General features: G+C 55.6%; 15 protein-coding genes. 6 read left to right on the top strand and 9 right to left on the bottom strand.

Annotated elements, in window-relative coordinates:
* The first annotated feature begins 226 nt into the window (after window positions 1–226).
* A complete protein-coding gene (locus SADFL11_RS18345; RefSeq protein WP_040451161.1) occupies window positions 227–1,030 on the top strand; it encodes a MipA/OmpV family protein in 804 nt (267 codons plus the stop codon).
* Between the two features lie 225 nt (window positions 1,031–1,255).
* Window positions 1,256–1,537 (top strand): SCP2 sterol-binding domain-containing protein, encoded by a 282-nt coding sequence (locus SADFL11_RS18340; RefSeq protein WP_008190927.1) that lies wholly within the window; start codon window positions 1,256–1,258, stop codon window positions 1,535–1,537.
* Between the two features lie 100 nt (window positions 1,538–1,637).
* Here the strand turns inward: SADFL11_RS18340 and SADFL11_RS18335 are convergent, their stop codons facing one another.
* From SADFL11_RS18335 to SADFL11_RS18300, 8 genes are all read right to left on the bottom strand, one after another.
* Window positions 1,638–2,285, bottom strand: a complete 648-nt coding sequence (locus tag SADFL11_RS18335) for an MSMEG_1061 family FMN-dependent PPOX-type flavoprotein (protein WP_040451163.1) — start codon at window positions 2,283–2,285, stop codon at window positions 1,638–1,640.
* A 101-nt stretch (window positions 2,286–2,386) separates the two neighbouring features.
* On the bottom strand, window positions 2,387–3,394 hold the full coding sequence (locus SADFL11_RS18330; protein WP_008191414.1) for a DctP family TRAP transporter solute-binding subunit: 1,008 nt from the start codon (window positions 3,392–3,394) through the stop codon (window positions 2,387–2,389).
* A 119-nt stretch (window positions 3,395–3,513) separates the two neighbouring features.
* Window positions 3,514–4,437, bottom strand: a complete 924-nt coding sequence (gene sigJ, locus SADFL11_RS18325) for an RNA polymerase sigma factor SigJ (RefSeq protein WP_008190994.1) — start codon at window positions 4,435–4,437, stop codon at window positions 3,514–3,516.
* 1 nt (window position 4,438) lies between these two features.
* Complete coding sequence (locus tag SADFL11_RS18320; protein ID WP_040452654.1) at window positions 4,439–4,873, bottom strand: carboxymuconolactone decarboxylase family protein; 435 nt, start codon at window positions 4,871–4,873, stop codon at window positions 4,439–4,441.
* A 124-nt stretch (window positions 4,874–4,997) separates the two neighbouring features.
* Window positions 4,998–6,089, bottom strand: a complete 1,092-nt coding sequence (modC, locus tag SADFL11_RS18315) for a molybdenum ABC transporter ATP-binding protein (RefSeq protein WP_008188654.1) — start codon at window positions 6,087–6,089, stop codon at window positions 4,998–5,000.
* On the bottom strand, window positions 6,082–6,789 hold the full coding sequence (modB, locus tag SADFL11_RS18310; protein WP_008194937.1) for a molybdate ABC transporter permease subunit: 708 nt from the start codon (window positions 6,787–6,789) through the stop codon (window positions 6,082–6,084). The genes modC and modB overlap by 8 nt, the downstream gene beginning before the upstream one ends.
* Before the next feature lie 43 nt (window positions 6,790–6,832).
* Window positions 6,833–7,594, bottom strand: coding sequence for a molybdate ABC transporter substrate-binding protein (modA, locus tag SADFL11_RS18305; protein ID WP_050776163.1), 762 nt, complete (start codon window positions 7,592–7,594; stop codon window positions 6,833–6,835).
* A gap of 66 nt (window positions 7,595–7,660) precedes the next feature.
* Window positions 7,661–9,271: a GMC family oxidoreductase gene (locus tag SADFL11_RS18300; protein WP_008193283.1), complete on the bottom strand. Its 1,611-nt coding sequence runs from the start codon at window positions 9,269–9,271 to the stop codon at window positions 7,661–7,663.
* Between the two features lie 174 nt (window positions 9,272–9,445).
* Here SADFL11_RS18300 and SADFL11_RS18295 point away from each other — a divergent pair, with 174 nt between their 5' ends.
* The 4 genes from SADFL11_RS18295 to SADFL11_RS18280 all read left to right on the top strand — a co-directional run bounded on the left by SADFL11_RS18295 (window position 9,446) and on the right by SADFL11_RS18280 (window position 12,728).
* Window positions 9,446–10,636 (top strand): hypothetical protein, encoded by a 1,191-nt coding sequence (locus SADFL11_RS18295; RefSeq protein WP_008196883.1) that lies wholly within the window; start codon window positions 9,446–9,448, stop codon window positions 10,634–10,636.
* 150 nt (window positions 10,637–10,786) lie between these two features.
* The gene (locus tag SADFL11_RS18290) at window positions 10,787–11,203 is read left to right on the top strand and encodes a GNAT family N-acetyltransferase (protein WP_040451164.1); all 417 of its coding nucleotides are present in this window, start codon (window positions 10,787–10,789) and stop codon (window positions 11,201–11,203) included.
* A gap of 108 nt (window positions 11,204–11,311) precedes the next feature.
* A complete protein-coding gene (locus tag SADFL11_RS18285) occupies window positions 11,312–11,782 on the top strand; it encodes a DUF1203 domain-containing protein (protein WP_008189974.1) in 471 nt (156 codons plus the stop codon).
* Window positions 11,783–11,885: 103 nt separating this feature from the next.
* Window positions 11,886–12,728 carry an isocitrate lyase/PEP mutase family protein gene (locus SADFL11_RS18280; RefSeq protein ID WP_008190646.1) on the top strand — a complete coding sequence of 281 codons (843 nt, stop codon included), beginning with the start codon at window positions 11,886–11,888 and terminating at the stop codon, window positions 12,726–12,728.
* A gap of 9 nt (window positions 12,729–12,737) precedes the next feature.
* On the opposite strand, the gene SADFL11_RS18275 is transcribed toward SADFL11_RS18280, so the two are convergent.
* A complete protein-coding gene (locus SADFL11_RS18275; RefSeq protein ID WP_134853079.1) occupies window positions 12,738–13,628 on the bottom strand; it encodes an AEC family transporter in 891 nt (296 codons plus the stop codon).
* Window positions 13,629–13,656 lie beyond the last annotated feature (28 nt).

The raw sequence follows: 13,656 nt of genomic DNA, 5'->3' as shown, positions 1-13,656 counted from the left end.
TGTGCGGTCCGTTGCCTTTGGAAGCAGTTGTTGTACTTCATGTAGCTTTCTGAACCGCCGCCTGCAACCCGCAGCGAACAGGCGGTGATCAACTCAGGTAAATCTGCTATCATTTACGCAGGTGCGAAAATGCAACAGTCTGGCAAAACCCGACTCCGTTAGTCTTTGCGTTACCTGTGTTCATGCTATCTTCGCGTTCAACAATTTCCGGTATAATGTGGGCCTCATGAAAAAACTCATCTCGCGCGCCGCAGTCGCGCTCTTGGCCGGATCCCTTTCCGGCGCAGCGTTTGCGCAGGGCGGCAGCCTTTCTGCGGAAGATGCGACAAAGCAATTCGTGATAGACCTCGGCGTCGGCGCGATGGTGAAGCCGCGCTATGAGGCCTCGGACTCCTACCTCGTTTATCCGTTCCCGCTGATCCAGATGGGCCGCTTTTATGTTCCTGGTCTTGGCCAGGTGGTTGAGGGCCGCGGGCGGACTGGCGTGTTCTTCTACCCGTCCTTCGGTTTCGTCGGCGAGCGGAAGGCCAGCGACACGACCGATCTGACCGGGACAAACAAAATCGATTGGGCCCTAGAACTCGGTCTAGGCGGTGGCTTTCGGACACAGCATTGGCGCGCTTTCGGCGAAATCCGTCAGGGCATCAATGGTCACAACGGGCAGGTCGGCCAAGTCGGCTTTGATGGCATCATGTATCCCGGAGAAAAGTGGGAGCTGAGCTTCGGTCCGCGTGCGGAATTTGCATCTGGCGATTACATGGACACCTATTTCGGCGTCACGTCCACCGAAGCCTCTGCCAGCGGCGGTCAATTGAGCGAATACAATCCAAGTGCCGGTTTCAAGTCGGTCGGTCTTGCAGCGCGCGTCAGCTATGATCTCAATGACGATGTCCGTCTGCACCTGCAAGGTGGCTATGATCGCCTCGTTGGGGACGCAGCCGATAGCCCTATCGCGAAGGTCGGTAGTGAAAACCAGTTCAATGTCGGCCTGGGTTTTACATACCGGTTCGCGTTTGACGTCTTCAAGTAGGACTGTCCTACCTTTTTCCGGGAATTCCATGACACGGGGCCCATTCGGGCCTCGTGTTTTCAGTTTTTCATCATGAAATGGTCTGGAATCTAAATTCCGGCTTTCCGAAGACCAAAAACGATTGATGAAACCACACGACTGCGCATTTAGTCTTGACGATTACGTAAAGGGCATGCTTCAAAGAGGCAACAACGGCTTTGGCCTTATTCAATGGGAGAAAACATAATGTCCTTGGAACAGCTTACCAACGATATCCGTGACAAGGTTTCTGGCGGCGGTATCGAAGAAAGCGTGAAGTTCGATCTTGGCGAAGACGGTACAATCTTCTTGCAGGGCTCTGAAGTCAGCAACGAAGACGCCGATGCAGACTGCACGATTAAGATGTCCGCTGAGGACCTGTCCGACATGCTGTCTGGCGACTTGAACCCGACGGCAGCCTTCATGGGCGGTAAAATGCAGGTTGAAGGCGACATGAGCGTTGCCATGAAGCTTGGCAGCGTCGTCTGATTACATCTCTTCCCAAAGAAGAAGATACCTCGCGACCGGCCTTTTCGGAGGCCGGTTTTTTTGTGAGCGATGACCCGGGCTCACACCAGGAGGCGACCCATCACCAAAGATCGAGCTCACCTTTTTCCTTAAGTGTTTCGAACCACTCCTCCGGACTAAGCGCGATTTTGGCATGCTTGACCATCGCTTCATTCATGGCCGCCATGCCCTCGGTGTCCGGCCAGGCATCCGGCTGCCATAACCCGGACCGGAAGACACATTTCGGACAGTGCATGAAAGCGGAATGGACTTGAACTGCTAGAGCGAGTTTTGGGAACCGGCCCTGAACTGACAGGCTCTCAAGCAGCTTTGGATCGGTCGTCAGACGGCCCTCGCCGCGGATCCGCAAGGTTTCTCCTCGCCCGGGAATCAGAAACAAAAGACCAATGCGCGGGTCTTTCAAAAGGTTATGGAACGTATCGAGACGGCGGTTGCCGGGCCGGTCGGGGATCGCCAGAAGGCTTGGGGCCAAAACCTTTACAAATCCAGCGGGATCGCCCTTCGGTGACACATCGATATGACCGTCAGGATTCGCAGATGCGACAAAGCAAAAGGGCGCATTTGAAATGAAATCCCGGCAGATATCATCAAGCGCCGGCAACTCCTTTGCCGCAATCTGCGGCAATGGATGTCCGCAAACGGAATCAAGCTCTTCTTCAGTGGTAATGAACCCAGAAAGAGCTTCAAATGGATCAGAAACAGACGGCATCAGCAACTCACCAAACCAGACCAAACAACCGCACTATCCGCCGATTTCCATGTAATTGCGACGCTTTTTGGCATTCTGCCGAACAAATGCGCGGAGCGGAATCAACGGGCCTTGTTGGATGCAATCGCAGCATCAATGACATCGGCCCCAATATCATCCCGAAACATGTCCCAGACAGGCTTCATGATGGTGATCCAATCATCGCGCTGATCCAGGGTTAACGCCCGCACAACTCCGCCGTTTTCAATGATGCTTTGCTTGCTGTCTTCATTGATCGCGTTTGACCGTGCGTTGTAGTCTTCCGAGACCTCGGTGAAGATGGTCATGAACTGGTTGCGGACATCTTCATCAAGGCTGTTCAACCATTCCCGGGATGTTACCGCGAGATATGCCAGAAGCTGGTGATTGGTCTCCGTTGTGCCGTCCTGTACCTCAAAGAATCTTTGGGTGTAGATGTTGGACCAAGTGTTTTCCTGTCCATCCACAACGCCCATTTGAAGGGCCTCAAAAACATCCTTGAATGCCAGTTTTTGCGCAGTGCCACCCATGGCTTCGACCATGGCAACCGCAACATCGGAGGGCTGGACACGGAACCTCAAGCCCTTGGCATCGTCCGGCACGATCAAGGGTCTATTCGCCGAAAACTGTTTGAGACCGTTGAATAGGTAACCAAGGCCAACAAAGCCGTAGTCGGACATCGCACCCAGAAGCTCTTGTCCCTTTTTGCCTTCAGTGAAAGCAGTCACAGCGTCCATGTTAGAGAAAACGAACGGCAGATCGAACACCCGATATTTCAAGGTGTATGCTTCGAATTTTGAAAGCGATGGGGCTGCCAGCTGAACGTCCCCTAACAAAAGCGCTTCCATCACCTGATTGTCGTCAAAGAGCTGCGATGATGGAAACACCTGCATGCAGGCAGTACCGTTCATCTCAGCATTGACCCGGTCCGCTAGCGCGCTTGCCATTTCCCCTTTGGGATGGCCTTCCGCTGCGACGACGTGACTGAACTTGATGACGATTTCGTCCTCATCGCAGGCAGCAAAGGCATGCGACGCGCTGAACAGGAAGGAGGACAAAACCGCAGCGGTGAGGCCGGCGATCTTTTTCATATGTGCTCCTCCCAGGCTTTCATGAACAGCATTACGTGTGTCTAACGGCATTGACCGTAACCCAATGCCTATTGCCGAACTTTAAACGCACGCGGGAAAACCCTTTGTTGAAACTACGATCAGTTGGGCTGCAGAGCACCGCTTCCAGTGTCGTGCCGAATCGACTGCGTCATGCCGCGCAGCTTTTCCGGGTTTCGCATGATGAAGATCTGATCAATCATGCCGTCTGCGCTGTACCCAAAAGTAACGACTGAAACCAGGTGTTCCGCCTCATAAAGCGCCAAGCCTTCGATCCCGTTTATGACCCTGCGCTCCAACGTTCCGCCTGAGCCAGTCCAGAGCCGTGACATGATCTTTGCGACATACTTGGAAACGTCCACACTGCCGGACAGAACTCGGCCGAGCGCCGTTACTTTGCCGCCCCCATCCGATTGGAACTGAACACTCTCCGACAGAAGACCGGCCAATTGTTCCGTCGACCCCGAGGTCACTGCATCGAGAAAAGCGGTCAGCATCTTTTCCTGGTGATCTGCGGCAGGGATAAATCGGGCGTTCGGCCCCTGAACGTTGCGGCTGGCCCGGGAAACGAGCTGACGGGAGGCAGATTCACTCATTCCGAGAACACCTGCGACCTGTCTGTGCGATTGGCCGAACACCGAATGTAGCAAGAACGCAGCCCGTTCTTTTGGCGACAGGCGTTCCATCATGTGCAGGAATGCAATCGTGAGAGATTCAGCCCGCTCAATATCGCCTTCCGGTGTTTCCCCGGCTTCAATATGCAGCGGCTCCGGGATCCAGGGACCGACATAATCGACGCGTTTGTTGTGCGCGGATTTCAACAAATCAAGACAACGGTTGGTGCAAGCGGTCGTCAACCATCCATCCGGATTCAGGATCGCGGCACCATCGGTGCCCTGCCAGCACAGAAACGTATCCTGCACAGCATCTTCGGCATCCGCCCAGGTGCCGAGCAGGCGGTAGGCCAGCCCCAAAAGACGGGGTCTGGCCTGCTCAAATGTTTCGAGTTTCGACTGCTCGCTCATATCAGTAATTCGAGATCTGAACCCGGTTCCAGAGGTTGATCATGCCTATCGCCGCGGTCAACAAGCTGATCTCGGCTTCGGTAAAGTGCCTTCTGAGTTCCGCGCGCAGCGGTCCGTAGCTTTGCTCCGACTTCATGTAGGTCAGCGCTTCAGCATACGCCAACGCGGCCTTTTCTTTCTCGCTGAAATCATCCACATGCCGCCAGACAATCAAGCGTTCCAGACGTTCACTGTATTCACCTGCTGCCAGTGCTTCCTTGATATGCATCTTCACGCAAAACGCGCATTGATTGATCTGTGAAACACGCAGATCGACCAGATGTTGAAGCTTTGGATCCAGTCCTTCCTTGGCAAAGGACGCCGAGACGCCGCCGAGGGTCTGTGCAATTCCAGGGATCTGCTGGTGGTGGTTCACAGGTGCAGTAGTCGCAGTCATTTGAAGTTCCTCGTTCAGAACCTGAATTGGTTCCATACTCAAATGACGACCCAGCTTTTCCGGTTGTGACATGCTCCTGATATTATTTCATCGTCTTACGCGAAAGCGTAGGGATTGCAGATCTTTAACCCGGTACGGGCGCGCGTTGGCGTTTGTCGATGGCGACACTCTTAATGAGGACCGTCACCGTTTTTCCAACTTCCAGGCCAAGATCGGCGACCGATGCCCGCGTGATCCGGGCCCTGATCATTTGCTCTCCGACGCTGCAGAGAATTTCTGCATAAGGTCCGCTCTCTTCCGAAATGCTGCGGATCGTTCCCCCCAGCCTGTTCCGGATCGAAAGCCCTTTGGGAACTTCGGTCGCAAGCGCGACATCTCGTGCCCGGATGCGCAACCGGATCGGTTCGCCTGGCGCAGCTCCAAGATCCGGGATCTGAATGGTCGCACCGCCAATGTTGATATGCGTCAGTCCCCACGCGCTGTCCGTATGGCTCACGGTGCCTTCAAGGAGCGCCCCAGCCTCATGCCGGCCCGTTGCTTTGCCAAGGTCCGTTCTGGCGAGCATCTCGGCAACCGGTCCATAGGCCGGTGTCTGGCCATCTGACAGGATCACCAAGGTCTGAGACAGACGGGCCACTTCTTCGATCGAGTGGCTGACGTAAAGGATCGGGATCCCGGCTTCCGCGCAAAGGCGGTCCAGATAAGGAAGAATGTCATTCCGCCGGGCCTGATCGAGGTTGGCCAATGGCTCGTCCATGATTAGGAGCCGCGGATCCGATAAAAGCGCCCGTCCGATTGCGACCCTCTGACGCTCACCTCCGGACAGCGTTGCGGGTTTGCGGGACAAGAGCGGCTGCAAGCCCAAAAGCTGCACCACCTCGTCCATCGAGCGTGTCGCTTTCCGGCGCCCGGCCCAGCGTGCATAAGACAGATTGGAGCGCACACTCATATGAGGAAACAGGCGCGCATCCTGAAAAACATGCCCGATCCGCCGGTCCTGAACCGCAAGATTTATGTTCTTGTCTGCATCAAAAAGCGGTGTGCCGTTGACGGTAATCCGGCCGGATACCGGGCGGATGAGACCGGCGATCATGTTGGTCAAGCTGGTTTTTCCAGCCCCCGACTGACCAAACAGGGAGGTCACCCCACCCTCGCTCTTGAATCGTGCAGTCAGCGGCAGCGCACCGACCTGGCCCTTGATATCAACGTCAAGCATCCGCGCCTCCAAGACGGTTCCGGAGCCGGCGGGCGAGCAATTCAGAAGCAATCAAGGCGGCAAAGGCAACGACCGTTGCGATAATCGTCAGGCGAAAGGCTGCCAAGTCACCGCTTGGGCTTTGGGTGGCTGTGTAGAGCGCCAAGGCGAGCGTTCGTGTCTCCCCCGGAATGTTGGAGACGAAAGTGATGGTCGCGCCAAATTCACCCATGGCCTTGGCGAACCCCAGAATGGCACCTCCGAGGATGCCCGGGAGAGCAAGCGGCAGTGTCACTGTCAAAAAACTGACCAGCCGCCGCGCACCCAAGGACCGGGCAGCATCCTCCAGTTTGGGATCCACCGCTTCAAAAGAAAGGCGGATCGGTCGGACCATCAGCGGGAACGCCATGACCCCGGCGGCCAGCGCAGCCCCAGTCCAGTTAAAGGCAAACGTGATACCGAAGGTGTCGTATAACACGGACCCGATGGGCCCATTCCGGCCAAAGGCAAGCAATAGAACATAACCGGTGACGACCGGTGGCAGGACCAGCGGCAAATGCACCAGTGCGTTGAGAACACCGTGACCCGGAAATCTGTACCGGGCCAGGCCATAGGCGACCATTACCGCAAGCGGCAGCGCGACAAGCAAGGCCGCCGCTGCAACCCTTAAGGTCAGAAGAAGCGCCTGCCATTCGGCGGGCTGAAGGGTGAGAAATTCCACGCGCGCTCAGATCGGTTTGCCGTTGGACCTTCCTCCGGGAAGGCTATTCTTCCTTATGGGTCACAAAGCCAAAGGAACGCAAGATCTTCACAGCTTCTGGGCCACTCAAGAAGTCCAGAAATGCCACCGCCTGCGGATGATTGGCGTCCGTCGTCAGCGCGGCCGGATATTCAATTCTTGGATGACTGTCTGCCGGTAGTTCCGCCAGCACCCGAACATTCGGCTCAATTGCAGCATCGGTTGCATAGACCAGCGCAAGGGGCGTATCACCGCGCGCTGCCGCGGCCAAGGCAACGCGAACGTTTTCCATCGGCGCTAACCGGCTTTCCACCCCAGGCCAAAGCCCAAGTGCTGTCAGCGCGGCTTTACCATAACGCCCGGCAGGAACAGTATCCGGATCCGCAATTGCCAGCCGTCCGTCGCCCAACCGTGCCGCAATTGCGTCAGCGGACAGATCCAATGGGGCGCTGTCCAGCGCGCCAGCCAGAATTATCCGGTTAGAAGCGATAACCGTTTCGCTTTCTGGCAGAACGGCGCCTCGATCCTTCAAGTAGTCCATCCAGAGCGTGTCGGCAGAGACGAAGACATCAGCGGGCGCGCCGGCCTCAATCTGACGCGCAAGCGTACCGGTCCCTGCAAAGGAAAATGTCACCGCCACGCCGCCCTCAGCTTCAAATGCCGCACCGATCGCACCCATCGCCTCGCTCATGCTCGAGGCAGCAAATACGGTCAGTGGTCTTTCCGCAGCAGCAACAACAGTCTGAGCGAGAACAAAAACGGCAGCCAAAATGAGGCTCAAGCGCACAGCAACGTCCTTTCGCTTTACGGCCTTTGCTATGTACGTTGCCAACCGGTTAGATCATGAAACAGATCATCCCGTCCGCCGGTCGGCCTTGATGAGATCGGCACCCTTTTCCGCAATCATGACGGTCGGGGCATTTGTGTTGCCGGAGGTGATCGTCGGCATCACAGACGCATCAATCACCCGGATATTTTCAAAACCACGCAAACGAAGGCGGTCATCAACTACAGATCTCTCATCGACACCCATCCGGCACGTGCTGACGGGGTGGAAAATCGTAGTGCCGATGTCTCCGGCTGCTTTGATCAACTCGTCTTCGCTGGTGAGATCGGGACCCGGCAGATATTCCTCAGGCTCGAACCGCGCCATAGCCGGGGATGCCATGAGCTTGCGCGTGAGCCGGATACTGTCGGCAGCCACCCGGCGATCGGCTTCTGCCGAGAGGTAATTCGGTTGGATTTCCGGCTGTGCACCTTTATCGGGTGACGTGATGTGAACATGACCCCGGCTTTCAGGGCGCAGATTACAGACACTCGCAGTCATCGCCGGGAAATCATGCAACGGTTCGCCAAACTTGGGCAAAGACAGCGGCTGGACGTGATATTCCACGTTCGCCGTCTCGAACGATGGATCGGTCTTGGCGAACACACCGAGCTGGCTCGGCGCGGACGACATCGGCCCGGATCGCTTGAGGAGATATTCCAGACCAATCTTGGCTTTGCCGGTCCAGGTCTTTGCCATCTTGTTCAGGGATTTTGCGTTCTTCACCTTGAACACGGGACGAAGCTGCAGATGATCCTGCAGGTTTTCTCCAATGGATGGCAACGCGTGCCGTGTTTCAATCCCTGCGTTCGACAGGACCTCCGGATTGCCGATCCCGGAGAGCTCCAGAAGCTGTGGTGATCCAATTGCGCCAGCAGCCACCAAGAGCTCTCCAGAAATCGCAACCGTCGCCGGTTCACCCGCGATCTCCAGATCCAGACCGGAGGCCCGGCCGTTCTCGAAGCGGATCTGGGCCACATGGGCCTCCGTAACGATATTGAGGTTCGGCCGGTTTTGGGCGGGCTTCAAAAACGCTTTTACCCCGTTCCAGCGCATGCCGGATTTCTGGGTCACCTGAAAATAGGCAGACCCGAAATTATCGCCCTTGTTGAAGTCCCGGATCTTGGGAATGCCGTTTTCTTCGCAGGCATCCCGGAAGGCATCTAGCAACTCCCAGGAGATGCGCTGCTCCTCGACCCGCAAATTGCCGCCCTGACCATGAAGTTCATCGTTCCAGGCATAATGATCTTCAGATTTCCGGAAATAGGGCAGAACATCATCCCAGCCCCAACCGGCAAGTCCGAGCTGGCGCCAATGATCATAGTCCCAAGCCTGGCCGCGCATGTAAATCATGCCGTTTATGGACGAACTGCCACCGAGCACCTTGCCGCGCGGATAGACCAGCGACCGGCCGTTCAGCCCCTTGTCGGGCGCGGTCTTGAAGCCCCAATCAACACGCGGATTGCCAATGCAATAAAGATAGCCAACGGGAATGTGGACCCAGATGTAATTGTCGCGCTTTCCCGCTTCCAGAAGCAGAACCTTGACGCTTGGATCCTCTGACAATCGGTTGGCCAGAACACACCCGGCCGTTCCGGCGCCAACAATTACATAATCCCAATCACCCAGGTCGCGCATCGTTCCTCCCACACTTTTATTTGAGCATGATGGAGACACGGTCTGACCAACTGGTCAAGCCAGCCAGAGGGTATAAGTAGCGCCTGACTGCGGAACGGCCGCAAACCTTACGTTTACGTATTTCTCACAAGTCCGACCTAAGCTGCAGGCTGCTTTCATCTGAAGGGGCCCTGCGTGTCTAATCCTGCTCAACGCCTTTTGGAACAGAGCTTTCTGTTTTGTTTCAAAAAATCCAATGCGCTCTATCGACCAGTGCGTCAGTCGATTGGCGCTTTGGTCCTTGTGGTCTTTATCGCCATGACCACGGCTGTTGTGCATGTTTTTCCGGGCTCCAATTGGGACATGTTCGCTTACACCGCCAGTGTTCTGGAACCGTCCATTGACGACACTGCGGAATTGCACCGGCAAAGCTATGATTTCGTTGAAAAGAATGTTTCGCCTGGCGAATATCTGATCCTGACACAAGACCGGGATTACCGGATCCATCAGGCAGAAAACCCTGACGCCTTCATGACCATGCTTGGGTTCTATCGTCTAAAGATCCTTTACATCGAAACAGCAAGACTACTGACCGGCTTCATGGATCCGGTCCAGGCGCTGCGGCTTATTTCCAAGGCATCCATACTTGCCATTGGGGGGCTCTTGCTCGTCTGGATGGCCCGCAATCAGGCACTGGCGTATGGTTTGCCGGTCGCGGTGCTGCTGACCCTCTCCGGTTTCACGGAGGCGGCACAATTGGTGACACCAGACCTTTATTGCACCGTCTTCCTGCTTCTTGCAGCCATGAGCTATCTGGAGAAGCTCGATTGGTTGGCAGCTATTAGCCTTTTATGTGCCTTTCTGGTCCGCCCGGATCACCTGGCCTTCATCGGCGTCTTTTTCGTATTCGCAGCGATCTACGGCCCGGGACGATGGTGGATGACCGGCTGTTTTGCAGTGTGCTTCAGTCTTTATATCTGGCTGACGAAAGGCGCAAACCACCCCGGCTGGTGGGTGCATATGTGGTTTTCGCACATTGAATTCGTTCCAACGCTCGAAGGCTTTGACCCGCCGTTTTCAATAACCGCTTATGTCCAGATGCTCGTTCGCGCGACGGTGCGGTCACTGATGGGAGAAACCTGGCTCGCAGTCTTGATCGCGCAGGTTCTGTTTTTTGCAAAACTCATTCGGGTGACAGAGACGGCAGAACGGACCCGTGTGTTGCTCTATGCGGTTTTCGTATCAATATGCGCCAAGTATCTCGTGTTCCCACACTATGAGACACGGTTCTATGTGCCGTACCTCATCATTATGGGAATGATCCTGCTGATCTCCTGGCACAAGCAAAGCCAGAGCGATTCTCTCGTTGGCGCAGGTCGAACGTGACACCACTGAACACAGCTTAAGTGCTCCAGATTTGAGTGTTCTGGCCTGATCTCAACCTTTGTTGATGTCGCCTGAGCCCATTGCGCCTTGCTGTTAGACCATCATGAGACCCATTCTTCAGACATAAACGCATGATTCCCGGGGTATATTTTGACATTTGAGATTAAGAACCAAGTCCCAGAGCCCGAGACCTATTTGCTACTTCGCAAAAACTGCGGCCTTGGTGGTTATGAATTGAAAGCCGCAGAACTCGGACTGAAGAACAGCCTGCATGCCGTGATGGTGTTTGATGGTGATGATCCAATCGGCATGGGGCGTCTTGTCGGAGATGGCGGACTGTTTGTTCAGGTTACAGATATCGCCGTGTTGCCTGCATACCAGGGCAAAGGCTTGGGCCGATTGATCTTGGAAAGTCTGATGTCCTGGGCTGAGGCAGAACTGCCCGTATCGGCTTATATGAGCCTGATCGCGGATGTGCCGGCAAACAAGCTCTATGAGAAATTCGGCTTTGACGAGACAGCGCCGCGGTCTGTGGGAATGGCGCGCCGTGTTGGAACGTATCCCTGATACTGTTTCTCCAGTCTAGGGATGCCGGTTTCGCATTCTCGCAAATCGGGTCGTCTCCGGTAGCACCGCCGCCTATCGTCCTTCCAACAACAACGGAGGACGAGGTCCATGTTTCAAATCCATCCACTACAAGCTGAACATTTCTCCGGCCTGAATGGTCTTTCTGACGCAGAATTGTCGAAGCGCGGCGTTCAGGTTCATATCTCAGATGGCGGCTTTCCCTGCCGTGTGTCCCTTGAAGACGTTACGGCGGGCGAGCGTGTGTTTCTTCTGAATTTCGAGCACCAGCCGGGAAACTCACCCTATCGATCCCGGCACGCGATCTTCGTGAAAGAAGGCGCTGAAGAAGCGCATCCGGACCAAGGCGACATCCCGGCCTCAATCACAAGCCGGCTTTTGTCCGTCCGCGCCTTTAACGAAGCGCACGAAATCGTGGATGCGGAAATCATCGAGGGAACCGAGGTGCAAGATCTGATCGCGAAGTTCTTTGAAAATACCGCTGTAGACTACATCCATCTGCATTATGCACGCCGCGGATGTTTCGCGGCCCGCGTTGTCCGCCCAGAACCAAAGGCATAGGCCCTCAATGACCGGCGTTGCGTTTAGATAATCCGGCAGATGTCACGTTCGTTTTTTCGATGTTGGGCTATACTCAGAATCAAAATGCTTTGGGAGAACACTGATGGTCACTGCTGCGCAACGCCGGTCCGCCTTCAAGGCCCTTCATGTGAAGGGCAAAGCCTTTTTGATGCCCAACCCATTCGACATTGGTTCCGCCCGAATTCTGGACGGCATGCGCTTCGATGCGTTGGCAACCTCCAGTGCCGGGTTCGCCTGGGCCCGGGGGGTTCGGGATGCTGAAGGTCTGATTGGGCGGGATGATGCGTTGGCTCATGCTGCTGATATCATTTCGGTGACCAGCCTGCCGGTCAATGGCGACCTTGAAAACGGGTTTGGCGACAGCCCCGAAGACGTGGTTGAAACAATCAAGGGTGCAATCGAAGTTGGTCTTGCCGGATGCTCCATCGAGGATTATTCGCAGGACCCCAAAATCCCTTTTTACCCGCTGGACTTGGCCGTTGAACGGATCAAGGCGGCCAGCGCCTACGTCAAGGAAAACGCGCCTGAGTTTGTCCTGACTGCCCGCAGTGAAGGCCCGGTAAAATCGGAGCATGAGTTGGAACAGACAATCAAACGCCTCAATGCCTTCAAAGACGCAGGCGCTGATTGCGTTTACGCCCCGATGCTAAAAGACAAGACAAAAATTACCAAAGTTCTGGAGACAGTCGATGCCCCATTGAACATCCTGGCCGGCCGCCCGAATTTCCATCTCACGCGCAAGGAACTCGGTGATCTCGGTGTTGCCCGGATCTCGATTGGCGCAGGCTTGGCGCGCCTTGCTTACGGCGCCTTCACGGCCGCGGCAGAAGACATGAAGGATGGCGGCTCGTTCGGTTGCTTCGATCGGGACCCAAGTGCGGAAATGCCGGTCGATTTCGAAGACTTCATGAAGGCAAAGCCCTGATCTTTCCGCTCATGCTGCCCAATAGGTCAGTACAAGCGGCAGCGTGAGCAATGTCATCAGCGTTGACAGGAAAATGAACCCTGCAACAGCGGCTGCGTCGTCAGGACGATGTTGCGAAACCGCCAGATAGGTCGCAACGGATGGCGGCATGAAGCAGAGCAGAATGATTGCGTTTTGCTGTGCTCCGCTGAACGGAAATACGCTGGTGAGTGCCAAAGCGGCAATCACGGAAAAGCAGATATGGATCACGGATAGTGTGGCTGCGCGGCCGAGATTGCCGAATTTCAGCGTCGCAAGACTGTGGCCCAGCGTCAGCAGCATGATGGGAACGGCAAGCCCGGCGAGAATGCTGAGGCTCTGATCCACCGGGCCTGGCAAGCTCCAACCCGTCTCCATGAGAACCAAAGCCACCATGACGGCATAAATCACCGGTTGCTTGGCAAGGGTTTTGAAGTCGGGTTTGCCGATCGGTAGTGCAACCCCAATGGTGAAGATCGCAGCCAGCACCACGACCACGAAACCCAGTGCGACCGCCGCACCTTCGGCCCCGAAGGCCAGCGTCGTAACCGGCAAACCGATGTTCCCGACATTCGACAGCATCATGGGAGACAAATAGGCCTGAACCGGCAAACGCAACAGCTTCAGGACCCCAAACCCCAAAACACCGAAAATCAATATCATGCAGGCGGCGGCCAGCAGCACATTCAAAAAGGCGCCGAGCTCGATGTGGTCTTTGGCAAGATGAGACAGGATCAAAGCCGGGTAGCCGACATTGGCGACAAGGCCGCCAAACATTTTCCGGTCAAACGGTGCTTTCAGAGCCGCCAGGCCATATCCGAGCAGCACGCACAAAAGCACGGGCAGCATTACGGTGACGACATGTCCGAAGATTACGTCCAAGACAGCACCCGTTCCGGCGAATCCAACA

Origin of the sequence: Roseibium alexandrii DFL-11, from assembly GCF_000158095.2 — a bacterium.
GTDB classification, from domain to species: Bacteria; Pseudomonadota; Alphaproteobacteria; order Rhizobiales; family Stappiaceae; genus Roseibium; species Roseibium alexandrii.
This window is presented reverse-complemented; position numbering and strand designations above follow the sequence as displayed.

Excerpts from the sequence above, each read along its gene's own strand:
- SADFL11_RS18300 (WP_008193283.1), bottom strand. The coding sequence starts at position 9,271 with ATGCGCGACCTGGGTGATTGGGATTATGTAATTGTTGGCGCCGGAACG.
- modC (WP_008188654.1), bottom strand. The coding sequence starts at position 6,089 with ATGCTTGACGTTGATATCAAGGGCCAGGTCGGTGCGCTGCCGCTGACT.
- sigJ (WP_008190994.1), bottom strand. The coding sequence starts at position 4,437 with ATGAGCGAGCAGTCGAAACTCGAAACATTTGAGCAGGCCAGACCCCGT.
- SADFL11_RS18345 (WP_040451161.1), top strand. The coding sequence starts at position 227 with ATGAAAAAACTCATCTCGCGCGCCGCAGTCGCGCTCTTGGCCGGATCC.
- SADFL11_RS18320 (WP_040452654.1), bottom strand. The coding sequence starts at position 4,873 with ATGACTGCGACTACTGCACCTGTGAACCACCACCAGCAGATCCCTGGA.
- SADFL11_RS18285 (WP_008189974.1), top strand. The coding sequence starts at position 11,312 with ATGTTTCAAATCCATCCACTACAAGCTGAACATTTCTCCGGCCTGAAT.
- SADFL11_RS18280 (WP_008190646.1), top strand. The coding sequence starts at position 11,886 with ATGGTCACTGCTGCGCAACGCCGGTCCGCCTTCAAGGCCCTTCATGTG.
- SADFL11_RS18340 (WP_008190927.1), top strand. The coding sequence starts at position 1,256 with ATGTCCTTGGAACAGCTTACCAACGATATCCGTGACAAGGTTTCTGGC.
- SADFL11_RS18335 (WP_040451163.1), bottom strand. The coding sequence starts at position 2,285 with ATGCCGTCTGTTTCTGATCCATTTGAAGCTCTTTCTGGGTTCATTACC.
- SADFL11_RS18330 (WP_008191414.1), bottom strand. The coding sequence starts at position 3,394 with ATGAAAAAGATCGCCGGCCTCACCGCTGCGGTTTTGTCCTCCTTCCTG.